The organism is Mesorhizobium sp. YR577 (assembly GCF_900116595.1).
In the GTDB taxonomy this organism is placed as follows: Bacteria; Pseudomonadota; Alphaproteobacteria; order Rhizobiales; family Rhizobiaceae; genus Mesorhizobium_M.
In genome coordinates this window covers 30,485-54,104 of record NZ_FPBI01000016.1, presented here as the reverse complement: position 1 = coordinate 54,104, position 23,620 = coordinate 30,485, and the positions used below count along the sequence as shown (strand labels likewise).

19 protein-coding genes and 1 pseudogene are annotated in these 23,620 nt (G+C 59.6%); 6 read left to right on the top strand and 14 right to left on the bottom strand.

Annotation, left to right across the window (positions count from 1 at the left end; genetic code table 11):
• Positions 1-37 precede the first annotated feature (37 nt).
• The 12 genes from BM413_RS22095 to BM413_RS22040 form a co-directional block, all read right to left on the bottom strand.
• Positions 38-2,536, bottom strand: a complete 2,499-nt coding sequence (locus BM413_RS22095; protein ID WP_091916967.1) for a TonB-dependent siderophore receptor — start codon at positions 2,534-2,536, stop codon at positions 38-40.
• Between the two features lie 116 nt (positions 2,537-2,652).
• A complete protein-coding gene (locus BM413_RS22090) occupies positions 2,653-3,615 on the bottom strand; it encodes a FecR family protein (protein ID WP_091916965.1) in 963 nt (320 codons plus the stop codon).
• Positions 3,616-3,653: 38 nt separating this feature from the next.
• Complete coding sequence (locus BM413_RS22085) at positions 3,654-4,184, bottom strand: RNA polymerase sigma factor (protein WP_091916963.1); 531 nt, start codon at positions 4,182-4,184, stop codon at positions 3,654-3,656.
• Between the two features lie 591 nt (positions 4,185-4,775).
• The gene (locus tag BM413_RS22080) at positions 4,776-5,501 is read right to left on the bottom strand and encodes a GntR family transcriptional regulator (protein ID WP_091916961.1); all 726 of its coding nucleotides are present in this window, start codon (positions 5,499-5,501) and stop codon (positions 4,776-4,778) included.
• Positions 5,502-5,511: 10 nt separating this feature from the next.
• Positions 5,512-6,729 (bottom strand): M24 family metallopeptidase, encoded by a 1,218-nt coding sequence (locus tag BM413_RS22075; RefSeq protein ID WP_091916960.1) that lies wholly within the window; start codon positions 6,727-6,729, stop codon positions 5,512-5,514.
• The gene (locus tag BM413_RS22070; RefSeq protein WP_091916958.1) at positions 6,726-8,702 is read right to left on the bottom strand and encodes a hydantoinase B/oxoprolinase family protein; all 1,977 of its coding nucleotides are present in this window, start codon (positions 8,700-8,702) and stop codon (positions 6,726-6,728) included. Before BM413_RS22070 ends, BM413_RS22075 begins: the two co-directional genes overlap by 4 nt.
• The gene (locus BM413_RS22065) at positions 8,699-10,768 is read right to left on the bottom strand and encodes a hydantoinase/oxoprolinase family protein (RefSeq protein ID WP_210188951.1); all 2,070 of its coding nucleotides are present in this window, start codon (positions 10,766-10,768) and stop codon (positions 8,699-8,701) included. Before BM413_RS22065 ends, BM413_RS22070 begins: the two co-directional genes overlap by 4 nt.
• Positions 10,765-11,598, bottom strand: a complete 834-nt coding sequence (locus BM413_RS22060; RefSeq protein ID WP_139238637.1) for an ABC transporter permease — start codon at positions 11,596-11,598, stop codon at positions 10,765-10,767. Before BM413_RS22060 ends, BM413_RS22065 begins: the two co-directional genes overlap by 4 nt.
• 1 nt (position 11,599) lies before the next feature.
• Positions 11,600-12,472 (bottom strand): ABC transporter permease, encoded by an 873-nt coding sequence (locus tag BM413_RS22055; RefSeq protein WP_091916952.1) that lies wholly within the window; start codon positions 12,470-12,472, stop codon positions 11,600-11,602.
• The gene (locus tag BM413_RS22050) at positions 12,469-13,548 is read right to left on the bottom strand and encodes an ABC transporter ATP-binding protein (protein ID WP_091916950.1); all 1,080 of its coding nucleotides are present in this window, start codon (positions 13,546-13,548) and stop codon (positions 12,469-12,471) included. Before BM413_RS22050 ends, BM413_RS22055 begins: the two co-directional genes overlap by 4 nt.
• Before the next feature lie 69 nt (positions 13,549-13,617).
• Entirely contained in the window at positions 13,618-14,721 is a 1,104-nt protein-coding gene (locus tag BM413_RS22045) for an ABC transporter substrate-binding protein (protein ID WP_091916948.1), read from the bottom strand.
• 115 nt (positions 14,722-14,836) lie between these two features.
• Positions 14,837-16,522 carry a thiamine pyrophosphate-binding protein gene (locus BM413_RS22040; protein WP_210188950.1) on the bottom strand — a complete coding sequence of 562 codons (1,686 nt, stop codon included), beginning with the start codon at positions 16,520-16,522 and terminating at the stop codon, positions 14,837-14,839.
• Between the two features lie 470 nt (positions 16,523-16,992).
• Here BM413_RS22040 and BM413_RS22030 point away from each other — a divergent pair, with 470 nt between their 5' ends.
• From BM413_RS22030 to BM413_RS22005, 6 genes and pseudogenes are all read left to right on the top strand, one after another.
• The gene (locus BM413_RS22030) at positions 16,993-17,343 is read left to right on the top strand and encodes an MbcA/ParS/Xre antitoxin family protein (RefSeq protein ID WP_091916944.1); all 351 of its coding nucleotides are present in this window, start codon (positions 16,993-16,995) and stop codon (positions 17,341-17,343) included.
• 7 nt (positions 17,344-17,350) lie between these two features.
• Positions 17,351-17,863 (top strand): RES family NAD+ phosphorylase, encoded by a 513-nt coding sequence (locus tag BM413_RS22025; protein ID WP_091916942.1) that lies wholly within the window; start codon positions 17,351-17,353, stop codon positions 17,861-17,863.
• 836 nt (positions 17,864-18,699) lie between these two features.
• A pseudogene (locus BM413_RS34110) lies at positions 18,700-19,056 on the top strand (DUF2442 domain-containing protein).
• A gap of 673 nt (positions 19,057-19,729) precedes the next feature.
• The gene (locus BM413_RS32670) at positions 19,730-20,113 is read left to right on the top strand and encodes a class I SAM-dependent methyltransferase (protein ID WP_139238636.1); all 384 of its coding nucleotides are present in this window, start codon (positions 19,730-19,732) and stop codon (positions 20,111-20,113) included.
• Between the two features lie 66 nt (positions 20,114-20,179).
• A complete protein-coding gene (locus BM413_RS22010) occupies positions 20,180-21,271 on the top strand; it encodes an IS5 family transposase (RefSeq protein WP_091916938.1) in 1,092 nt (363 codons plus the stop codon).
• A complete protein-coding gene (locus BM413_RS22005; protein ID WP_091916936.1) occupies positions 21,271-21,615 on the top strand; it encodes a hypothetical protein in 345 nt (114 codons plus the stop codon). Before BM413_RS22010 ends, BM413_RS22005 begins: the two co-directional genes overlap by 1 nt.
• Before the next feature lie 432 nt (positions 21,616-22,047).
• Here the strand turns inward: BM413_RS22005 and BM413_RS22000 are convergent, their stop codons facing one another.
• Together BM413_RS22000 and BM413_RS21995 are read right to left on the bottom strand one after the other, a co-directional pair.
• Positions 22,048-22,758: a class I SAM-dependent methyltransferase gene (locus tag BM413_RS22000; RefSeq protein ID WP_091916934.1), complete on the bottom strand. Its 711-nt coding sequence runs from the start codon at positions 22,756-22,758 to the stop codon at positions 22,048-22,050.
• 258 nt (positions 22,759-23,016) lie between these two features.
• Positions 23,017-23,220 (bottom strand): hypothetical protein, encoded by a 204-nt coding sequence (locus tag BM413_RS21995; protein ID WP_139238634.1) that lies wholly within the window; start codon positions 23,218-23,220, stop codon positions 23,017-23,019.
• Positions 23,221-23,620: the final 400 nt, after the last annotated feature.

Here is a 23,620-nt window from a genome sequence, read left to right as displayed (position 1 = left end):
AACAACGCACGTCTCGTCAGACGGCCCCGCCTCATGATCACCACTTGTAGGACAGTGTTGCTGTCGCGGTCAGAGGTTCACCATAACGGCAGCCCGTCGACCCGGCGCAGGTGAAATATTCCTTGTCGAACAGGTTGCGGACATTGAGCGTCAGCTTCGTCCCTTCGAACTTCTTGTCGATCGCTGCGAAATCGTAGCTCACCATGGCATCGGCCAGGAAATATCCCGGCACATGCTCAGGCGTGCCGACCAGGTCGATGCTGTCCACCATATTGGTCTTGCCGACATAGCGGACGCCACCGCCCAGCTTGACGCCTTCGAGCCCGAGATCGTCCATGCGGTAGTCGGCCCAAAGCGAGAAGGTATGGTATGGAACCATGTCGACCTGTTGGCCGATTTCCCAATCATTCGCGCTGTTCAGTATCTTGGCGTCCGTATAGGCATAGGCGCCGATGATGCCGAGATTCCCGAACTCGGCCCGGGCTTCAAGTTCCAGGCCGCGAGAACGGACCTTGCCCATCTGGTAGGGATCGCCGAAAGCGTCGTAGCTGACTACGTTCTTCTGCGACAGTTCATAGACGGCAGCGCTCAGCAGGATATTGCTGCCTTCCGGCTGGTAGCGGATGCCAGCCTCATATTGAATCCCTTCGTTCGGCTTCAGTGTCTCCCCCGACAATGCATCAATGCCGATCTGCGGCGCGAAGGACTGGCTGATGCTCACATAGGGCGCAATGCCGTTGTCGAAGAGATAGACGAGGCCGGCGCGTCCGGTGACGGCATCATCCTTCTGTTCCGTAGTGGTGCCACGCTGGTAGCTGGTGGAAGTGCTGTCGCTCCAATCGTAGCGTCCGCCAAGCAGGAGCACCCATTTGTCGTCGAACTTGATCTGGTCCTGCAGGTAGAACCCGACCTGATCGCTGACATTGTCGCTGCCGCGATCGGTCCCGTAATCGATCTCGGGATATCCGGAATAGATTGGATTATCGATGTCGAGGGGAACGAACCCCGTCCCGCGAAAGCGATGGCTGTCATAGCCGCGGCGGTAATAGTCGAAACCGGCCAGTATAGTGTGTTCGGAATTCCCCAGTTCGAAAGTCTTCTCCAGCGAAGTGTCGGAGGTGACGCCATAGGCCTTTTCATGACGGAGGCTGGCCAACCGGTAGAGATCTGACCCCATGACCGGCGCGAGATTTGCCAGCATGTAATCCCAGTTGACGTCCGAGGCGAAGTAGCGGGCGCTATGGCGAAGTTTCAGCCCGCCGTCGAACTCATGTCCGAAATCATATCCGATCGTATAGGTGTCACCCTTGTATCGGTCGAAATCCGGCTCACCCAGGAAAAGATCGCGCGGGATGCGGCCTGTGCTGACATCCTGGAAGGAAAGCGGCGTGGCAAACCGCGTGTTCACATGCTGGTAGCTTGCCAGCACGGTGAGCGAGGTCGCGGCATCCGGCTGCCAGGTAAGAGCAGGCGCGATATAGACCTTGTCGTCCGGCGTCTGGTCGACCCAGTTGTCGGCATCGCGGATAAGTCCGGTCAGGCGGTAAAGAAGCGTTCCGTCCTCGGTGAGCGGACCGCTGAAATCGCCCGTGACCTGCTTGCGGTCGTAGCTGCCATATTCGACATTGACTTCGCGCAACGGGGTCTGGGTCGGCCGCTTCGAAATGCCGTTGACGATGCCTCCGGGCGTCAACTGGCCATAGAGCATCGATGACGCCCCCCGCAGCACCTCAACACGCTCGAGGCCGTAAGGCTCCTGCCCGCCGTCATAGACATTGGACTGATACTTCATGCCGTCGCGCAGCATGCCGCCATTGCCGGTCGCGACATTGAAACCGCGCATCATCACGTCGTCGGCCATGCGGCTGAAGGCCGGCGACTGCATGCTGACGCCCGGCGTGTAGGTCAGCGCGTCGGCAATCGAGGTAGCCTTCTGGTCCGAAATCTGATCGGCCGTCACCACCGAGATGGATTGCGGCGTCTCGATAATGGGAGTGTCCGTCTTGGTTGCCGATGCGTTCTGCTTGGCGACATAGCCGTCGACCGGTCCCCAGGCGCTCTCGATCCGACCTTCGATGGTAACTGTGTCAAGAACGATCGAACCGTCTGCTCCGACGCTTCCAGTCGTCCCGGCGTCTGAACCCATGCGCACCAGCGTCACCGAGCGAGCGCCGGTGAAACGATAGCTTATACCGGTCCCCGAAAGGAGCTTCGAAAGCCCCTCCTGCGCCGTGTAGCTGCCTGACAGGCCGGGACTTTGGATGCCTGCCGGGATGCCGCCATCCGAGACGATGTTGATGCCGGTTGTGCGGGAAAAGAGCACGATCGCCCTTGCAAGTGGTTGTGCAGATATGGAAAAGCGAAGTGGCTCGGACGCGGCGGTCACGCGGACTTGCGTTTCCGTCTTGGCGGTGTCCTGCGCAATTGCAACACTGTTGCCTGCCAGGACCGCCGTCAGCGTCAGAAATGTTGCGACGCCCGCGCGCAGACGTATGCTCGTCCTGATCCCTGCTGTCGAATTCGCCCCACGTCGCATTCCACTCTCTCCTGAACAAACACTGCTTCAGACGCATGCCCTTAGCCCCTGCTGTTCAAGACGAAGCGGGCTGCCTATTTTCTGAATAGAAAACTCAAGTTTTTTATTTTTCTTTCTCACGCGGAGAAAACGAGCGTCACCAGCGGGGTCACGTGGACCACGCGAATAGGCAGCGCGTCGGAGAGTTGAGCCATGATGTCGTCGGTTCTGTTCAGGTCGACGATGACGGTGACGATACGGCCCGTCAAAGCATCGTCCATGATAACGATCCGCCCCGAGCGCCAGCGATTGAGAGCAGCGACCACGCGATCGAATCGTGCCGACGCAAAGACAAGCTGGCCGCCGCGCCAGGCAAGCTCGGCCTCCGCATCGGTCGTAACGGGAGCGCTTAGCGCATTGCTGTCATAGGTAACCTGAGACCCTTCCTCGACGCGTGCAACCTGGGTCGCTGTTGCCACCTCGACGGCATGCTCCGCCACAGTGACGCGGACACCCCCGTCGACGATCGATACCGAGAAGGCAGTGCCCAACGCGGTCGTCGTTCCGTTGCGCGCCTGCACGGCGAACGGACGGCGGGCGTCCTGCGCCACCGCGAAAAAGGCTTCGCCGGCCTCCAGAAAGACGTTCCGCCGGTCCGGACCGAAGTCGATGGACAACGCCGTTGCAGTGGAGAGATCGGCACTGGAGCCGTCGGGGAGAGCGAAGTTGCGGCGTTCGCCGGTCGCGGTGCGATAATCCGCGAACGGATGGGTCTCCTTGACCATCCAGGCGCCGCCACCGATTGCAATCAGCATGCCTGCCTGCGTGAACATCCGCCTTGTCAGCACGCGGCGCGTCTTGCGCTTTCTTTCCGTCACCGCCGGCAGCCCGGCAGCACCGGCCCACAATTGCTCGACTTCGGCATAGGCGGCTGGATGCGCAGGATCACGGCGCATCCAGGCCCGGAAGGCAGCCTGATCGGAAGCAGAAACGGTATCGCCATGCGTGATCCCGAACCAGGCTACCGCCTCACGCATCACGGGATCCAGATTCTGTGCGAAGTCCTCGTCACCCCAATCCTGTGGCACGTCATTCTTCATGAAAGTCTTCTTGGCGATGGTTGCTACTGCAAAGACGTTTAGCGGCGTCGTTTTTCTGAAACGGGCGGTTCGTCGCCTCGAGCTTGATCCAGACGCGACTTCAGATGCATCATCACCTTGACCATCTGGCTGAAAGCAGTTTGCAAAGGGATATCGAGTTTTTCCCCTATCGCCGCGAAGGTGTGCCCCTCGACACGCAACAGAAAAACCTCGCGCGGGGTTTGCGGCACCTCGTCCAGCGCCGCCTGCAAGATTGCAAGTTCCTGCCGCGATATGGCAACCCGCTCGGCGGAGGGCGCCTCGTCGGGCAGCGCCGCAAGCACCATCTCCGCGTCAGCGACCGTTGGAAACAGACGCTGACGCCTCGCGATGTCGACGGACAGGTTTCTGGCGACGCCGAAGAGATAGGCCCTGTCGTTGCCGATGGGCATTGCAGGCGCCGCAGTCAAAACCCGTAGGAAAGTCTCTTGCGTAATATCTTCGGCCATGTCGGAGGATGCGCCACGCCGGCGCAGAAAACGCTCGATATCTTTCCCGTGCCGTCTGAAAAGAGACTGGATATCCCACATGCCATGCCTGCTTTACGTCTACAGGGGCACACGACCGCACCCCGGTCCTTTGGCTAGACCGCAACAGGACGATCGGGCTGATGGTGATACCTAGTGCAAACGACATATGTTGTCGATTTGCAAATTGAGCGTCCGACGCATTCGCTGGCCCGTTGTGTTGCATCAGGCGAAGTTGTCCCGCACTGCATCTTATGCGACTTTTCGAGCACAATAGAGAGCTGCGGTCAACGGATCCGCGAGTACATAAGGCAGTCCAGCGATTCGTCGACCGGCGCGAGTCGACCTCATCAGTTCAGACGTTCACAACCTCACGCCGAGCCCTGCGGCCAGCCGTGCTGCTGAGTCCCGGAACCATACTGGCCATCATAGGAGATGCCCAACTCTGACTTTGGTGTCAGCTTGAGCTCAAGGCCGGCCTCGACGACGGCAGCCTTTCGAGCGATGGGAATCCCCGCGACTGTGAAGGCCTCGCTACCGGTGAGGGCCTGGGTGATGGCACAGAAGGCATGATGCCAGCCGACCGTTCCAGCAATGCTTGCGTCGAGGCCTTGCGAACATCTTGATTGTCCAACAGACGACTCTTGATGGAACTTACCGAGTCGAACCGGCCTGCGCGCGGTTCATATAGATCATGGCATACCCCTCGCGTATTGCGAGCGTGATCTGTTCCAGCCGCCCGTCAATATGAGCATGAAGAAGCGAGCGCGCGAGCGGAGCATCCCTTTCGGCAATAGCCTCCAATATCGCGCTATGCTCTCCCTGTGTCTGCCTGCGGCGACCGTTCTCCATGTTTACCCAACGGATGAATCTGATCCGCGCATTGATCGTTCGCAACGTATGCAGCATCTCGATGTTGCCTGAGAGCGCCGCCACCTGCTCGTGGAACTCCTCGTCCAGCGAAACCAGGTCGTTGACCGTTCGAGCGGGATCCTCCTTCATGCTGACGGCAAGGAAATCCCGGATACCCTGCAACTGCTCGCTCGTGGCACGTTCGACGGCAAGGTCGGCCAAACCCATTTCCAGCTGCTGACGCATCTCATAGAGATCAAAGACCTCTTTCACATCGAGTGATCTGCGGAAGAAGCCCTTGCCGGCTACGAATGTGAGGAAGCCGTCTGATACCAGCCTGTTAAGCGCTTCACGCAGGGGCGTGCGGCTGACGCCGAACTGGCGGGCCAGTTCCACCTCGTTGACGTGATCGCCCGGCAGAAGCTCGAAACGTATCGCGAGTTCCCGCAATTCTGCGTAGACACGCTCAACAATGCTCGGCTGAGCATCGTCCACGATATGTGTCTTTTTCTGCGCTGGTGTTCTCATCGTGCTCCCGTCAAAGCGTCGCCATCATGAAATCGCGCGGCAGGCTCGTCAGTTTTTCATGTCCCGCTTCAGTTATGACCAAACACTCCTCGACCTGGAAGCCACCAAGTCCTCTTACATAGAGCGGCGTCTCCAGGGCAATCACCATTCCGGGTTCGAGTAGGCGCGATTCGACGGGCGAGAGATAGGGGGCTTGCTCCGCCATCCCCAATCCCATCGCGTGGCCGATATGCCCGCGCGTATACCAATCCAGTCCCGCATTTCGTACCGCATTCTGCCCGGCGTGGAACACCTCGCTCATAGCAATACCCGGGCGCAGCAGGTCCATCGCCGCATCCATGCCGGCACATATTGCGTGCATGATGCGACGCATCTCGTCACTCGCCGCCGAGAAGATGAGCGTGCGGCCGGTATCGGACCCGTAACCGTGAATCGACACGCCGCAATCGAAGAAGACCGCTTCATCGCCCTCGATGCATTGGCCACCCGCAATGGTCGGGGACACGTCCGAGCCGATCGAGGCAGTTACCCGTGTTCCCATGAAACCGGAATCCGGCATCGCGGCTGCCCGCTTGGCGCAGGCGTTGTCGTAGATCATCTTCAGGCCGTTTGTGTCGAGCCCGCGAAGTGGCGTCGAAACCACCGCACGCAAGCCCTCTTCAGCGAATACCGTTGCTTCCCGGATGCTATCGATCTCGAATGCCGACTTGATGGCCCGCGTGTCCGTGAAAACGCTTGAGCATTCGATGAATTTTGCGTTGGGCAAAAACGATTGCAGCATCGCAAAGGCAGCAGCCGAAACCAGATTCATCTCAATTCCGATGCGGCCGCCGCCCAGGCCCTTTTCGACGACAGCGTCGGCGAGGGAGCGCATGTTGCGCGAAAGGTCGAAGCGCGGGCTCGGCTTTGTCGTTCGCTGCGACCTGCCTGCGCGCATGTCGGCGATATCGCCGATCTCGATCCAAAGCGGGTAGGACCTGATATCGGTGATTGAGCTGTTTGCTCGTGCGGCATCATATACCCAGCTGGCGACGATAGCCGTGCTTTCTTTGGCCGCGTCGACCGGTATCAACGCCAGAGACCCTCCCGGATTGTCGAAATAGTTCTGGTAACCGGTCACATAGTGGAAGTTTGCGCCACCCCACGCGATGATCGCGTCGAGTTTCGATGCTTCCATCAACTGACGGAGACGGTTCATGTCGCATGCCTGATGCATTGTTCGCGTCATGCCTGCCCCTCCTCGAGAGTCAATTCCAGGATCAAAGCCTCGATCCGTGCCCGATCGAAAATATTGCCGGCACGCATTTCCGCCTCGACTCGCGCCTCGAGCGGCACCCTCAGCGTATCGCGGACTGCAGATGGGCGGGCCAGCAGCGCCATAATCAGGTCATGCTGCACCGCTTCAGGCCACACGCTATCGAAAAGCGCGCGCGCCTCCCCCTTGTTTGTGCCTGAGCCGGGTTGATGGCCCTCACGCAGCAGCGCGGTCTCACTGGCGTCGACCACACCGTCACTGATCACAACGCCATAATGGGCAAGCGCGGCCTCATCGGTGATGTAGCCGTCAAGAAAGTCGTCCAGCACGTGCTGCGGTATACGCAGGAATGGATCGCCATAGCCGCCGCCGGTCGGCGAAACAAATTCGACGACATCGCCGCGGGCAAGTTCAACCAGATCTATTTGCCCAAGCGATTGCGCGACACCTTTCGGATTGAGGGTTACCTTCGTATTGCTGCCGGGGGAGCCGCCAAGCGCGCCCCAGGCATTGAAACGAAACCGCTCGAGCCCGCGCGCGGTCAGAACCGTACCCGGCTGCAGGTTGCGCATGCGGAACCTTATGCCCGAGCCGCCGCGCTGCTTGCCGGGAGCCGCACTGTCGGTCGCATAGCCATATTCTTCCACCAGAACCGGCATCTCCGCTTCGAGCACCTCATTGGGCACGTTGCGTAACCATCCACCGGTGAAACTCGTGCCGTCGATCCCATCCTGTGCTGGGCGGCCGCCCGAACCGCCGGACAATGGCTGCGCAACCGATATGCGGCGCTGACCGGTTTCAGGATCGACATTGGACACAAGCACGATCGCAATTGCGCCGGCGCTGTTGGCAGGCGTAGCGGACGGCAGCGCTTCCCCCAGACAGGCCATGATGCAGTCCATGACGCGAATGAAGGTGGCTGCGCGCACGCCGTATGCCCGGCCGGGATCGGGATTCAGGATCGTGCCTTGCGGCAGGACCATGGAGAGCGGACGGGTCAGCCCCGAATTGTATGGGATCTCCGGGTCGAGCGTCCGGAAGTAGTTCAGGATCGCCAAACTCATCATGTAATGCCCCGGCTGACCGTAGGTGGGCAGATTGAAGGCTGCCTTGACCTGCATGTCGGAGCCCGTGAAATCGAGCGTGATCTCCTCACCGCGTACTTCCATTGTCAGGGCGATACGGATCGGCCTGCTGCTGCCGCTACCGGTGTCGATCTCCATGTAGTCCGATGCCGAGTAACGCCCATCCGGTATCGTCCCAATGATCTTGCGCGCTCGAGCTTCCGCACTCGACAACAGGTCCGAAATACCGTCGCGCACGGCCGAGCGGCCATAGCGAACCACAAGCTCCTTGACGCGCCGATCTGCTGTCGCCAGAGATGCGAGTTCGGCCTTGATATCCCCCCAGTTCTGGTCGGGAATGCGGCAGTTTGTGAGGATCAGCTTGACGATGTCCTCGTTCATTTTCCCAGCCCGGACGAGCTTCAAGGGTGGGATACGCAGCCCCTCCTGCCAGACATCGGTCGCTACCGGGGTGATCGAACCCGGCACACGGCCACCCACGTCGGACGAATGGATGAAATTGAACGCGAAAGCGATGATCTCACCGTCCACGAAAATCGGCCGCCAGACCCAGATATCAGGCAAGTGCGTGGACAGGCCGCGCGTCGTGTCCGGATCGTTGGCGATGCACACGTCGCCTTCGTCGTATTCGCTGAATGCGCCGATCGCTTCCCAACCCGGCAATCCGACCATGAGGCTGACCGACGTTTCCGTCGGGGCGGCCAGTACCTCGCCACTGGGCGCGACGATGCACGCTCCGAAATCGGACGTCTCCTTGACGAAAACGGTGAAACCCGTCCGCAAGGTCACCGAGGCCATCTCCTCGACGATTGCCTGGAAGCGATTGCGGAATATCTCAAGCTGTACGGGGCTGGTCTTCATGATTGATACTCCGCCGGCCGGAGACGGCCGATCAGATTGCCGTACTCATCGATCTCTGCCGAAAAATCACCGGGCAGATAGATGGTCGTGTCGGGGGCCTCGACGACGGCCGGTCCGGCAAACGCGTGTCCGGGCAAAAGCGTTGCTCGATCATAGAAGGCGGCAGAAACCTCGACCCCGTTTTCTATGATGGGAAGCACGATGCGGGGAACAGGCTTCGAACCGGCTCGAACGCTTGCGGAAAGCCTGGCCAGCGGAACCTTGGGCATGATGCCCAGAACGGTGAGGCGCACATTGGTGATTTCTATCGCGCCGGCAGGATCTGAAAAGCCGTAGATGCGCTCGTAGGCCGAATGAAACGCACCGATGAGCGCGGGCAGATCGCTTTCGGCGAATTCGGACTTCCCGAGCGGAACGGTCAGGTCGAACGACTGGCCGTGATAGCGCATATCGGCTGAAAGCTGCATACGCTGTTCCAATGTCTGGATCGGCTCGTTGGCAAGCCAGACCTTCGCTTCGGCGACGAGATCGGAATAACCTCGGCTGAGCGCCGCGATATCAGGGTGTCCTGGCGGCATGGTGCGAATGAAATCCTGGCGAAGATCAGCGGCGAGGCTGCCCTGCGCACAAAGAGTTCCGGGTGATGCGGGAACCAGAACGGCTTCCACGCCAACCTCGCGCGCCAGCAGAAACGCATGCTGCGGACCCGCGCCGCCATAAGCCAGGAGTTTGAAGTCGCGTGGATCCAGCCCTTTCCGGGCCATCAACGGCATGAACTGCGCGAACATATTGGCAGTGGTAACATCAAGAATGCTCTGCGCCGTCTCGGCCGTCGTCAGGTCAAGCGGCCCGGCAATGGTCGCAAGCGCCGCCTCTGCACGGTCGCCATCAAGCTTCAGTCCTCCGCCAAGGACGCGTCCGGGCGAATAGAGGCCAATGCGCACATAGGCGTCGGTGACCGTTGGCTTCTCACCGCCATGCCCATAGGCAGCGGGGCCCGGCATGGCACCGGCGCTTTGCGGCCCCACTTTCAGAATGCCGGCACCGTCGAGCCACGCAACCGAGCCCCCGCCTGCGCCGATCGACGAAATATCCACCGCCGGCATGATCAGCGGAAAGTCCCCGATATGACTTTCGGTCGAATAGACCATGTCGCCGTCGATGATCGCCACATCGACGCTCGTGCCACCCATGTCGAAGCCGATCAGCTTGCGATTGCCGCTCGCGACACCCGTCATCAACGCGCCCATGGCGCCGGAGGCCGGGCCGGACAGCAGCGTCTCCACCGGCGAGGCGGAAGCGGAAGCGGCGGCCATGATGCCGCCGTTCGACTTGGTCGTCAGCAGGGTCGCGGTCATTCCGACATTAGCCATGTCATCGTGAAGCCTGTCGAAATAGTGACGCATGCGATGACCGATGAACGCATTCATCGCGGTGAGCAGTCCCCGCTCATATTCGCGCTGCTGCGGCCAAACCTCGTGCGAGGCGCATATATAGAGTTGGGGAAGTTGCTTTCGTAGATGCTCGGCCACAATCCGCTCGTGAAGCGGGTTGCGATAGGCATGCATAAAGACGATCGCAACTGACGTTACGCCGGCTTCCATGAGATCGCGTGCCGCCAGGGTCGCCTCATCGAGATCGAGCGGCGTGACGACTGCTCCGTCCACTCGCAACCTCTCATCGATCTCACGGACATGCCGGCGTGCAACCAGTGGCTTGATGCGCTCGACATAATAGTTGGTCGGGTCCGGCAGACGCAGCCTCCCGATCTCCAGGAGGTCCCGGAAACCCTTGGTGACAAGAAGCCCGGTCGTGGCGCCATTGCGCTGAAGGAGCGTGTTCAGTCCAAGTGTGGTGCCATGCACGAAGTATCCGATGTCGTTGGGCGCGATGCCGTAATCGCGCTGCAGGATGTTGACGCCATTGAGCACCGCTCGCGCGGGATCCGAAGGAACCGAAGGCGTCTTGAACGTCAGGGTCTTGCCCGTCGCTTCCTCGACAACCGCCATATCCGTAAACGTGCCGCCAATGTCGATGCCAAGGCGATAGCGTGGTTGACCCATCATTTTCTTCCAGAAGTCATTATGCGAAACAGGTCGCTGCCCTTGACCGCGAAGGGCACGATCAGCACGACGATGAATGTAAAGGCGATCAGAAGGGTCGAGAGCGCGGCGAGCGTCGGATCCTGGTACTGCTCTAGATAATTATACATTTCGACCGGCAAGGTGTTCACCGCCGGTTTGACGATGAAGAGCGTCGTTTCGACCTCGTCGAACGACGTGATGAAGGAAAAGATGCCTGCAACCAGCAGCGCGCCCTTGATCTGGGGCAGTACGGCAAGCCGGAATGCGCCGATCGGTGTAGCGCCAAGATCGCGCGCCGCCTCTTCGACGATCGGATCAACCTCGCCGAAACTGGCTGTCAGGATCGCGACAACGAACGGCAACATCAGCACCGAATGGGCGAGTATGACCCCTGTATATGTTCCATAAAGCCGCAAGCCCGTAGCGCTGCCAAGCCCGACGAACAGCACGAACAACGCAAAGCCTATTGCCACGCGGGGCACGATCAAAGGCGCAAACAGCACCGATTTGAAGGCGGTGATGCCTCTCATATGGATGCGCCCCAGAGCGTAGGCCATCGGCGTGCCAAGTGCGAGCACAAGGGCCGTTGAGATCACGCCGATGATCAGGGAATTGATCGCACCGCGCTGAAATGCTGGATTGGCCAAAACCTTGCGATACCAGTCAAGCGTATAGCCTTCCGGCGGCCAGGCATTGTAAGCGCTGGCGTTGAACGAGTTGACGATCACGATCAGGATCGGCGCCAGCATGAATAGCAGCGTGGCAGCCAATATGAGATGCAACGACCAGCGTTTGAATGTGGATTCCTGCATCTCACTGCCTCGCGGCATGGGTGGAACGGTTGGTTCGCTCGAGCACAAGCAGAACCGCGAGAGCGGTGGTAAGCAGCACGATGGCCTGCACCGCGGCCATCCCCCATTCGATCAGCCCGATATTGTCGTAGAGCATGCGCGACAGCGTCAGCACGCGCCCGCCTCCAAGCAGGCTTGGTGTCACAAAAGCACTGATCGACAGGGCGAATATGATCTCGGCGGCAACGATGACGCCAGGAAGGGTCAGCGGCAGCGACACCTTGCGGAAAACCGTCCAGCCGGAAGCCCCCAAATCCAGTGCAGCCTCGCGATAGATCGGCGGGATCTGCGTCATGATATTGAGGATCGGCAGTACGGCATAGGGTAGGACGACATGAACGATGGCGATCATCACGCCAGTTTCATTGAAGACCATCCTATAGGGGCCAAGGCCGACCATGCCGAACATCTGGTTGACGAAGCCGCTATCGGACAGAAGCAGCAACCACCCATAGGATCGCGATATCACGCTCACCAGCAGTGGCGAGAAAAGCGCCACATAGGCAAAAATGAGATAGAATCTGTTCTTCACACGCAGCAGCGCGGCCGCGACGGGATAGGCAATAACCACGGTGATGAGGGTCGAGAGCGCGGCGATCCGGACGCTTCTCCAAATGACCTGCCAGTTGAACTGGTCGCTCAGGAACGACTGCCACACGGAGAAGCCAATACCGGAACCGGTGGTATCGCGCAGATTGAGGGAATATGCGCCGAGCAGGATCATTGCTGCCACGAAGGGCAGGACGATCAGCACAAATCCCGGTCCGAGCAGTAATGCCAGCCGCATCCCGCGGGAAAGCGTTCGCCCGTGTACCGGAGCTGCGACAGCCGTCATTCGACGTCCTCCGACACGGAGGTGTTGCGGATCGACAAGGCAGCATGCTTGTCCCAGCTTAGCCGTGTCGCCATGCCCTCCGAAAGGGGTGCCGCATCGGCCAGCGTCTGGACAAGCAGCAGCCGATCATCGGTCAGCCGCATCCTATAAAGGATGGTCGAACCGAGGAACTCGACCTCGGAGACGGTGGCGTCGACGCCCTCACCTGCGCTCGCCGGCAGGATGGAAATTCGCTCGGGGCGCAACGACAAGACCGCCATATCGGCCTCGACGAGACCAGTTGCCTCGTTCACCACGATCACCAACGGCCCATCAGTGACGCGCATCTCCGCGCCACGCCGTTCAACACGGCCTTTGATAAGATTGGTCCGCCCGATGAAACTGGCGACGAAGCTTGTGGCCGAGCCCAGATACATCTCGGCAGGCGTCCCGATCTGCTCGATGCGCCCCTCATTCATGACCGCGAGCCGATCCGAAAGCGTCAGCGCCTCGGCCTGGTTGTGCGTGACATAGATGAAAGTCGTGCCGGTCTTGCGCTGGATGCGCTTGAGTTCGCGCTGCAGCTTCAGCTGGAGCTTCAGGTCCAGTGCGCCCAACGGCTCGTCAAGCAGCAGCACCGCGGGTTCGTTAACGAGCGCTCGAGCAATGGCCACCCGCTGCTGCTGGCCGCCCGAAAGCTCCGCAACACGACGCGTTTGGAAGCCAGCAAGGCTGACAACGTCGAGCATGTCAGCGACGCGGCGTTGAATCTCACTGCGGGGCATGCCCTTCAGCCTTAACCCGAACGCGACGTTTTCCATGACGTCGAGATGGGGAAACAGAGCCAGCCTTTGGAAAACCAGATTTGTGGGCCGTCGATTGATCGGCACGTTGTTCATGCGTTCGCCGCGGATCAGCAGATCGCCGGAAGATGGTGTTTCCAGACCTGCGATCATTCGCAGCGTGGTCGTCTTTCCGCAGCCCGAAGGGCCCAAAAGCGAAAAGAACTCCCCCTTTTCGACGGAGAGGTCTATGGATTTGACGACACGGTCCGACCCAAAGGACTTTTCGACAGCCTTGAGCACGACATCGGCCATGGTCGTTCCTGTTGCTTGTTGGGGACTTGCAAGCGGCGCCGAGGTCTGACGCCGCTTGCAACGATATGATTACATATTGGCTTTGACGCGCTTGTTCCACATGTCGGTCCATGCCGGGCCGTTTGCTGCAATCTTCGCATAATCGAGCTGAATGGCCGATGCGATCGCCTCCGGCTGGATCGCAGGATCGGCGGCGACGTCGTCAGGGAGCTTGATGTTGTCCACCAAGGGAATGACCTGAGCGGTCAGGCAGTAGTCCAGTACATTCTCAGGCGACAGCGAGATGTTGAGCAGTTCGCGGCAGACCTTGAGCTGCTCCTCGCTGGTGCCCTTGACCAACTGGAAGCCCTCAGGAAATGCGACCTGGCCTTCCTTTGGTGCATGATAGGCAACGGGTGCGCCATCCTTCGCCCACGGTATGGCAACGCCGCGGAAATGCGGGGCAAGAACCACTTCGCCAGATACCAGCAATTGCTGAAGCTGGGCATTCGAGGTCACGAGCGAGTGAAACTGACCGTCACGTGCAGCCTTTTCGTATATCGCCATGGCCGGCTCGATATCGTCTTCGCTGCCGCCATGGAGCTTGGCGAGCACGACAAGTCCGTTTCCGGGCCATAGTCCGTCAAACAGCGCAACCTTGCCTTTTAGCGCCGGGTCGAAGAGCGTTTCCCAGCTATCGGGCGCGGATGTGCCGAAATGACTGGTGTTGTAGACAAGCCCGCCTGCGTCCATACAGAAGAAAGCGCCGAGATCACCCGACTGCCGGTATTTCGGCAAGATGCCCGCGACGTTGGGCACGGTTGCCGGGTCGATCGGGAGCCACATGTCCACCAGCTTGCCGCGCTCTGTGGCATCGAGGTTGAAGAAGCCAAGGTTGAGAAGCGGGGCATCGGGGTCGATGTCGCGTGACGCCGCGAGCTTCGGATAGGTGGCTCCGTTGGTGCCAGAAATGATCTCGATTTTCGCGCCGGCATTAGCGGCCATGTATTCGGACGCAATCCGACGGGGCACCGGCTCCTGGGCCCCTGTCCAGATGAACTGAGTGACTGAGGTAGAGCCTTGCGCAAAGGCCCTGCCGGGCAAAATGGCTGCAAGTCCAAGCCCTGCTGCACCGGCAAGCATGGTGCGCCGGCTGATCTCGGAGCCGGCACGGGGTCTATTAAAGGTAGTCATCCCTGTATTCCTTTCATTGGCTGCCGGGTACAGTCCGGTCGATTATCGGGGGCGCGGGTCAACCTGCGCCGTTACTGCTTATCCTCACCGGGGAACCCGGCGTATTCGTTCTGGCTCAGCCCATCCACTGGCTGACCGGCGCCGCCGCCTCTTCCAGCGGCTGGCAGATCACATCAACGAGCGAAGGTCCGTCATGGGCGACCGCCTCGCGCAAGGCGGCCTCAAGTTCTTCGGGCTTTTCTACACGCCAGGATTTCACGCCATAGGCATGAGCTACTGCGCAATGATCGGTTCTTGAAAAATCCACCGAAAAATAGCGCTTGTCGTAGCCTGCTTTTTGGCTGGCCTTGATCCAGCCGAAAACCGCATTCGAGATGACAATCATCGTAAGTGGAACGTTGTAGCGCGTGATCGTCTCAAGTTCTCCAACCGTGAAGCCGAAGCTGCCGTCTCCCATAACCGCAACAACCTTTGCGTCCGGACGTCCAAAGGACGCTCCGACGGCGGCAGCCATGGAGTAACCGAGCGCTCCATGCGCCCTGTTCGTGATGAAGTGCCGTCCGGGCCGGCGGAGCTCGTAATACGCCGAAAGGTATGGACAGGGCGTGCCTGGGTCTGCAACCACAACCGCATCGTCAGGAAGGATCGCGTTGAGAGCTGCGACAAGCCTTTCCGGACGTATTGGTGTCTCTACGCTGCCGGCGATCTCATCGAACCGCTCACGCTTTCCTTTCTTTGCGGATGCAACGAGCGATCGGCCATCCACGGCGCCAGCCGGGCGACGATTGCCCGTTGCCTCGATCGCGTCAGCAATAGCCTCAAGTGCCAGCCGCGCATCCGCCGGGAGGGCAACCGCGGTAGCATAGTTGCAGGCGATGACCATTGGATCGATGTCTATATGAACAATGGATACACCCCGCGCCGGCACCTTCCAGTGCTCGGTGGATGTCGAACCGGCACGGCATCCGATGAAAACCACAAGATCGGCCTGTGCAAGTACTTCGCGCGTTTCAACAACGCCGCCGTTCGAGCCGACGACACCCGCGCAAAGTGGATGCGTTTCGGCAAGCGAGCCCTGACCGCTGATCGTTGTGCAAACAGGGGCGTTCAGCAGGCTTGCCACCCTGTCGAGCACGTCCATCGCCCCGGAAATGACGACACCGCCGCCACAGACAAATACAGGGCTTTGGGCATTTGCGAGCGCATCGACGGTTTTTCTCACTTCCGAAGCGTCCGGCGCGACGCGCCAGGCAGGGGCCAGTCCATGCTCGGGCTGCGCCCAGATGTCGGAGGCTTCGATCGGGTGTTTCTGTACGTCGTAAGGAAGGCCGATATGAGCAGCCCCCGGCTTGCCGGTGGTCATCGCTCTGAATGCGGTGCGCAAGGCGTGCGGAATCTCGTCCACTGTGTCGATGACCTTGTTCCATTTGGTCAACGGAGCGTAGAGCCTACCCTGATCAAGCTCGGTTAGCGGATAGCGCCCGCGAGAAGCGACAGACACGTCGGTCGTAATGCCAAGTACCGGAACCGAAGATTCATTGGCTTCCACGAGTCCCGGAAGCAGATAGGTCGCGCCGCCACCGCTGGGACCCTCGCATACCCCGACCTTACCTGTGACGCGGGCATAACCATCGGCCATGTATGCAGCCGACCGCTCATCCCTCGTGAGAACATGGGTGATTCCATGATCAAGGCGGCAGAGCGCATCGTAAAGAGGGAGGCTCGTGTCGCCGCAAAGGCCAAACACATGGGTGACCCCGTGAGCGGCTAGCATCTCCACGACGGCCTCAGCCCCATTCATCCGGTTATCGCCAGAGGCCGCCATGTCAAAACCCCAAATTCATTGCTGTATAATGATAATTATACAGTTTTGCATAATCTGCAATCGCAAATTTTTGCTGCCCAATGAACAGGCATTTTCTCCACGGACGGCCTGAGGCAGTATCGTGTCGTTGAAATCGTAGCGATCTGAGTGCAGCTGCAGGACAGCCTTCTGAGCCAGCCGCCATTGTAATGGCCCTGCCGACGGCCACGCCCTTGACTGGCCGAGATACTCCAAGGGCAAATACTCGGGCGAGCAGCGCGACGCAAAACAGCGAAAAGCCGGAATTTGGCGGGGACAGTTCATCGAGCCCTGAGAATGGCGAGCTCGGCAGGGCGACTGATGTGGACACTGCCATTCAAACGGTACGTCGACCCGCCCTTGAATGCCGCCAAAACTGTCGCTATATTCCGTCAATTGACGCGGCGCACTCTCCGCGGGAGACCAAAATGGGCTTGGTTCAATATTCCGACAACGGGTTTTTTGCACCGCGCAAGATAGCGGATGCCTTTCGCACGACCAGCGAAGAGGTCGCCCGAACCGCAGGGCTCGGCAAGGACGCTGTTCAGCGCAAGGATCGCGTGCATTCGGACAAAACCCAGCGCCGGCTGCGCGAAATGGTCGAAGTGATCAATAAGGTGGAGCAGCGGTTCGGCTCGAGCCTTATGGCGTATGCCTGGTACCGATCCGAGCCCCTGCCCGGCTTCTCCGGTCAGACGGCAATGCAGCTCGTTCGCAGCGGGCGCGCCGATGACGTCCTCGACTATATCGACGCGGTCGATGCAGGCGTACACGCCTGACAGGTTGATGCTTTATCGGGGCAAGCTCTATCGAGCACTCAATCCTGTCTATGCGCGCGAGCCATTGTCCGGTCGCGGCGCCGAACTCTACGGTGGGCGATTCAATCCGAAAGGCGTGCCGGCACTCTATGCGTCTCTGTCGGTGATGACGGCACTGCGCGAAGCCAATCAGGTCGGCAATCTCCAGCCGACGACATTGGTTTGCTACGATGCCGAGATCGATGGAGTTTTCGATTGCCGGGATGAGCAAGCCCTCGAGGCAGAAGGTCTGGATACGGCCGCGCTGGCAGACAGCACATGGCGCAACCAGATGAAGGCAACCGGAGAGGCCAGAACGCAAGCCTTTGCCCGACGGCTGATTGCCGGTGGCTATCATGCGTTGGTTGTCAGAAGCTTTGCCCCCGGCGCGTCCGAGGTCGACCTAAACCTCGTGCTCTGGACCTGGGGCAATGAGGCGCCTGCCCGTCTTAGCTTGATCGACGACGAAAACCGTCTGGCCGCAACATCATCTCGTGTCTGACCGCACTGTGTGAGCCAGCACTCCAAATCTCTTCGATCCAGACCGACCGGCTATTGCAGTGCAAAATAGATATTTGTGCATTGCAATATTTGATGCGCTCGCTATCATTGATTCGTCAGCCATCTACTCCTCCCAGATGTGATGCTGGCGTTGAATGCGGTGCACCTCCTTCCGCACCGTTTTCGAAATCAAGCCCGCTGCCACCTCCTCCCGGCAGCGGGCTTTTTCGTTCGAGGAATGCACCGTGCACATATCAAATGCCGACTGCCATAAAGTCGCCGGCACCATCCTGATTCCAACGGACCTGAAAGTCGAAGTCGACCGTCCCGCTCGTGCTCCCATACAAGGCTCCTTGTCACAATGGAATGGAACCATTTCTCTCTGCATCTTATGCGACTTTAGACACATAATAGGCCGATGGATTGGTTTCCTATTCACCTCCGAAGTCAGCTTCGGTGTGGAAGCCGACCGTTCCACCGAAGGTGGCCTACAAGCTGTCCTTTGCGTGGAATGCGACTCTGACGGGATCAATGAGCTCCTCGCCGCGGCTCGAGAAGGCAGTACCACTGTCACTTCAGCTTGACGCCGACCTTGCCCTTTGATCGTCCCGTTTCCAGCCTTACCTGGCAGTCCGATCCGCCGGGAAAAACTCCCTCGCTGACATCTGACGGACGAGCCGCGCCAGATCGTCAGGTGTCGCGAACCCGAGAGTGAAACCGCTCCAGTCGTCTCATTGCAAACTGCCGGAATCGAATCCATTCCAGAGAACGGTGCTGGATTAGGCGTGCGGCTTGCCTCGCGGTCGTGTCGCTCGCAACCCGGGGGGCGAGTTAGCGATCCATAGTAAACGGCTGACCTGCCGACGGACGAGCAGGAGATTTGACAAGCAGAACGGTCGCGTCACGGTCGATCTGACGAATGATGGTACCTTCGCATTTCCACCGCACGGCCCAAGGTCTGGAAGAAGCTACCGACGACCAGCTCGCCATGATCGCGATCCTTGGGGCAGGCTACGGTTTGCATTGGGAGGCGTTGGACGTCGATCTTTCGATTCTGGGTCTGCTGCTGGCATCTTCGGCACCAAGGCCTACATGACCAGGCGGGCCGGTCAAACCACATCGCCGGCGAAGGCTGCGGCAGCCCGGGCTAATGGCGCAAAGGGTGGGCGGCCACGCAAGAGTATGAATGGCTAATACACTCGAAGTCGGAGCCCCCTGCCCTTGATGCCAGGAAAGCATCACGGCCTGTACAAACATCCCACTCGATGACATCGGATCTCGTTCATCCTGTTGGCGTGGCTTCATGCAGCCTAACGAAAACCTGTTTCCAGGTTTCGTAGCTGGCATCCGAGCCTTCACACCGCGCCAGCAACGCGCACCATGCGGCTACCAAAACGGCTGTCTGGTCAAATCTCCTGCCGAGCAACTCCGCTAGGGTAGCAGGATCAGGAGCGCTGATTGCTCTCGGTTTTGCAGGATCACGATGTGTTTCGCAGGCGACAGTTGCCATGAAGGCTCTGGCACAAGCGAGCGCCACGTCATTCCGGCTTCGTTCCTCGGCACGCCCGGAATGATGGCGAGCGGTATAGCGCGACGATCAGGATGAGACGAATCTCGCCGCGCACCGGGCACACCGAGGCTGGATTGTCGCAGGAATGATGGCGTGCTTTTGTAGCGGTAGCCTTTTTCTGCGGCAGATGCGTTCTGGCAGAAAGCTTCAACCGAGACCGGAGAAAGGCACCCCGGCATCTTAAGCAGGTGCCGGGGACTTTCTCAGCGCGCTACCGCTGACCTCGCAACATCCAGCTTAGCTGTTGCTCCTGCGCAGCCCCTATGATGTTATGCGGCGCTGCGGAGGGACAACGTATTGAATCTACCCGAAACCTGCCCGATTTGTGCGTCACCCAACATGGCGTGGGTAAAGGAATGGCCGCGCAAGATCGGTGGAACGACGCATCTATTTTACTGCATGGAGTGCGAAAGTTTTTCCAGCCCGCAATCGAAGCCGAATCCGGAAACCGATCAGACCGCGTGGCACATTAGTGTCCTTGAACGGAACCTCGGATGGTCCGAAAAGCTTCTCGATCTTCTGACGGAAAATGGCGCGCGGGGCCCGATGGTCGACGTCGGTTGCGGCATCGGATCGCTGCTGCTTGCCGCTAAACGTCGAGGAATACCGGGAATAGGGTTCGATCTCGACGATTTTGCCACCACCCATGGTCGGAAGGAATTTGGTCTAGCAGGCTGTTGAAAAAGCCGCTCGCCGCAGGGCGTTCGCCGTGATTCATTGTCTTCGAAGGGATTCGGAGACCGATGCATGCGCGGTGAGGACAAGCGGACGGGCGAGCTTTTCAGCTACGTGGATCTGGAGGCTCGGGTTCGGCGCGACCATCCGCTGCGAGCGATCCGGATGATCGTGAACGAGGCGCTCGACGCGTTGAAAGGGGAGTTTGCGGCGCTCTATTCTCCGATCGGGCGGCCGTCGATCCCGCCGGAGAAGCTGCTGCGGGCGATGCTCCTTCAGGCGTTCTACTCGATCCGCTCGGAACGGCTCCTGATGGAGCGGCTGGAATACGATCTTCTGTTCCGCTGGTTCGTCGGCATCGGGGTTGATGACGCGGCGTGGAACCACTCGACATTCTCAAAGAACCGCGACCGGCTGCTGGAAGGCGACATCGCGGCGAAGTTCCTGGCGGCGGTGCTGGCGCAGCCCAGGGTCAAGCGGCTTCTGTCGAGCGATCACTTCTCGGTCGACGGCACGCTGATCGAGGCCTGGGCGTCGATGAAGAGCGTCAAGCCGAGGGATGGCTCCGGTGAGCCGCCGGTTCAAGGCGGTGGGCGCAATGCCGAAGCGGATTTCCACGGGCAGAAGCGGGCCAACGACACCCATGGCTCGACCACCGACCCGGAGGCCAGACCCTACAAGAAGGGCAAGGGCAAGGAGGCGAAGCTGTGCTTCATGGGGCATGGCCTGATGGAGAACCGCCACGGTCTTCTGGTCGACGCCTGCCTGACCTTCGCCGACGGGCATGCCGAGCGGGTGGCGGCGCTGCATATGATCGAGCCCCTGGCCGATCGGCCACGGCGGATCACGCTCGGCGCCGACAAGGCTTACGACACGGAGGACCTCGTCAACGAGTTGCGCTCGATGAAGGTGACGCCGCACGTGGCGCGGAACACCAGCGGCCGACGTTCGGCGATCGACGGCCGCACGACCCGCCACGGCGGCTATGCCGCCAGCCAGCGCATCAGGAAGCGCATCGAGGAGGCGTTCGGCTGGATCAAGACGGTCGCGGGGCAGGACAAGACGAAGTTCCGCGGTCGCGACCGTGTCGGATGGGCCTTCACCTTCGCGGCAGCCGCCTACAATCTGGTGCGGCTGCCCAAGCTCATGACGGAGACCGCCTGATGGCAAAGGTTCCGGCCTTCGCCAAGGCCTTTGCCGGCCGCTGGCGCATTGTCGAGATGGACAACTGGGACAATGACTTCCTCGGCCTGGTCGAGGAGGCGCATCTCAGCTTCAAAGGCGCCACGGACGGCGAAATCGCCTTCGGCGCGCTCAAGGGCTTCCTCGACGTCCGCTACGGCGCGCGCGACGGATCGGCCTGCGCGGAGTTCTCGTGGGAAGGACAAGACGACAACGACCCCGTCTGCGGTCGAGGATGGGCCGCAATGGGCACCGCCGGCCGCCTCGTCGGGCACTTCTACATTCACAACGGCGACGATTCAGGCTTCGTCTGCGAACGCGACTGACTTCTTCAACAGCCTGCTAGACCTTCGTTCAGAGCTTTGGAACAAAGATAGCGTTCAAGATTTCGGCCTTCTAACTTGTGTCAGCGTGCTCGAACATATCCACCAGCCGAGACCGGTTATCGCTGAGATGCTGGAAGCAGCTAAAGACCGCGGGGCGTGTGTCTATCTATCAGTGCCCTTTGTGGACCGTGTATCCTGGCGGCAACTTCATACCGACAATCTCACGACGCCCGGACATCTGTTTGCCTTGCCGCATGTTCACGTTACCCATTTCTCCCACAAGGGGATGGAGACGGTCTGCCGTCAATTCGGCGCGAGCGATTATCGGCTGATAGATGTCCAGAAGGCCTGGTATGGCGTTATGGTGAAATTTTAGCCAATTCGATAGGCGGAGATGGCGGAAATGTAGGAGGTCGCGCCGAGGAAGCGGGGTTACAGGTGCGCGAGATGAGCCGCAGTAGCGAATTGTGACAGATATGGAGTGTCGGTCTTCCACACATCGGAATTGCCGATTGAGTTGTAAATCACATACCTTACGTCTTGGCGCTCCAGAAATGTCGTGTGGTGGCCCGAGAAGCTCCATTCAAGACGATGCGGCAGCGGAACCGTCATACCTGCGCCCCGCACGCTCCCGTGCCACTGCAAGTGTTTCTTCGACCCATAGTACGTATCGACGGTGTTTAGCATGACGCCACTTGCGTTAAGCACTCGTTTTGCGTCGGCGACCACCGCAGGCATTACCGCGTCATCGATGTGCTCAACCACGGAAATTGAAAACACAAGATCGAAATAGCCGACTGGCAACCCATTGGCTTTATCACCCAAGAGGCCGTGTACGTGTTGATGCCCGTTCGCGCGCCGCTTCGCAATAACCTCGTTTGCGCGACTAGCGTTCGGCCCAATCCCAAGCGTGCTGATGGAATCGTCAATGGCCCAATAATCGACGCCGAACTCTTGAAGTTGCTCGGAAAAGAAAAGGTTGAAGCCTGGGCCAAACTCTAAGACGCGCTTGACTTTATTCTTCTTTATAAAGTCGTAGATTAACAGAGACCCGTATTCTTTCAGGCTCCATTCGCTCCCATATTCCTTGTATTTTGACCGGTACTGGCGTTTCAGCGCGATGAAATCATTGCAACTCGCCATTGTGAACAAGGTCGCGGTTCCTCAGCGTTGTGGTCAACTGTGCTACCGCGTTCCCGCAGGCATCGTCAATCGCTCGACCCAAACTAACGCCGATCAACCTTCCAACGCGACGACCCGCGCCTCAAGCTCATCGATCTTGTCGAGTGGCGCCTTCGCCAGCCCGGCCCAGAGGTACGGCGTGCGCTTTGAGAAATCGATACCCCACGGTATGTAATTCTCATCGCCGGATTCGCCCTCACCTGAGCTGGCAAGGTCAGGTCAGACCGCATACGACGTCTGAGCGCCCCGCCCGATCGCCTGCTCGCCGGTCTTTTTCCATGTGAACGCACGAACCGGATCGGCACGAATGACGGCAGCGGCTTCATCGGGATCGTACTCACCGATGAAGTCTATGGCCGGCGAAGGCTGCGGCAGCCCGGGCCAATGGTGCAGACGGCTGGCCACGCAAGAGTGTGAACGCATAATACACTCGAAGCCGGAGCCCTGCCCTTGATGCCAAGAAAGCCTCACGGCCTGGCTGAAGGTCGAGTCAATGAGATCGGATCTCGATCATCCGGGAGGCGTGGCGTCGTGCAGTCTTGCGAAGACTTGTTTCCAGGTTTCGTAGCTGCCATCCGAACCTTCACAGCGCACCAGCAACGCACACCAGGCGGCAACCAAAACGGCTGTCTGGTCAAATCGCGAGCCAAGCAACCCCGCCAGGGCAGCAGGATCAGGAGCGCTTATTGCGGTCGGTTTTGTAGGATCGCGAGGGGTCTCGCAGCCGACAGTTGCGATGAATTCTCTAGCGCAAGCGAGCGCCTCATCATTCCGCCTTCGTTCCACGGCACGCCCGGAATGACGGTGAATAGCATGAGCCGCC

Coding starts and splice junctions, on each gene's coding strand:
- BM413_RS22065 (WP_210188951.1), bottom strand. CDS start 10,768: ATGATGGGTCAACCACGCTATCGCCTTGGCATCGACATTGGCGGCACG.
- BM413_RS22000 (WP_091916934.1), bottom strand. CDS start 22,758: ATGGCGAGTTGCAATGATTTCATCGCGCTGAAACGCCAGTACCGGTCA.
- BM413_RS22055 (WP_091916952.1), bottom strand. CDS start 12,472: ATGACGGCTGTCGCAGCTCCGGTACACGGGCGAACGCTTTCCCGCGGG.
- BM413_RS22060 (WP_139238637.1), bottom strand. CDS start 11,598: ATGCAGGAATCCACATTCAAACGCTGGTCGTTGCATCTCATATTGGCT.
- BM413_RS22010 (WP_091916938.1), top strand. CDS start 20,180: ATGCGCGGTGAGGACAAGCGGACGGGCGAGCTTTTCAGCTACGTGGAT.
- BM413_RS22050 (WP_091916950.1), bottom strand. CDS start 13,548: ATGGCCGATGTCGTGCTCAAGGCTGTCGAAAAGTCCTTTGGGTCGGAC.
- BM413_RS22040 (WP_210188950.1), bottom strand. CDS start 16,522: ATGAATGGGGCTGAGGCCGTCGTGGAGATGCTAGCCGCTCACGGGGTC.
- BM413_RS22085 (WP_091916963.1), bottom strand. CDS start 4,184: ATGTGGGATATCCAGTCTCTTTTCAGACGGCACGGGAAAGATATCGAG.
- BM413_RS22005 (WP_091916936.1), top strand. CDS start 21,271: ATGGCAAAGGTTCCGGCCTTCGCCAAGGCCTTTGCCGGCCGCTGGCGC.
- BM413_RS22030 (WP_091916944.1), top strand. CDS start 16,993: ATGGGCTTGGTTCAATATTCCGACAACGGGTTTTTTGCACCGCGCAAG.
- BM413_RS22025 (WP_091916942.1), top strand. CDS start 17,351: ATGCTTTATCGGGGCAAGCTCTATCGAGCACTCAATCCTGTCTATGCG.
- BM413_RS22080 (WP_091916961.1), bottom strand. CDS start 5,501: ATGAGAACACCAGCGCAGAAAAAGACACATATCGTGGACGATGCTCAG.
- BM413_RS22090 (WP_091916965.1), bottom strand. CDS start 3,615: ATGAAGAATGACGTGCCACAGGATTGGGGTGACGAGGACTTCGCACAG.
- BM413_RS22095 (WP_091916967.1), bottom strand. CDS start 2,536: ATGCGACGTGGGGCGAATTCGACAGCAGGGATCAGGACGAGCATACGT.
- BM413_RS21995 (WP_139238634.1), bottom strand. CDS start 23,220: ATGCGTTCACACTCTTGCGTGGCCAGCCGTCTGCACCATTGGCCCGGG.
- BM413_RS22045 (WP_091916948.1), bottom strand. CDS start 14,721: ATGACTACCTTTAATAGACCCCGTGCCGGCTCCGAGATCAGCCGGCGC.
- BM413_RS22075 (WP_091916960.1), bottom strand. CDS start 6,729: ATGACGCGAACAATGCATCAGGCATGCGACATGAACCGTCTCCGTCAG.
- BM413_RS22070 (WP_091916958.1), bottom strand. CDS start 8,702: ATGAAGACCAGCCCCGTACAGCTTGAGATATTCCGCAATCGCTTCCAG.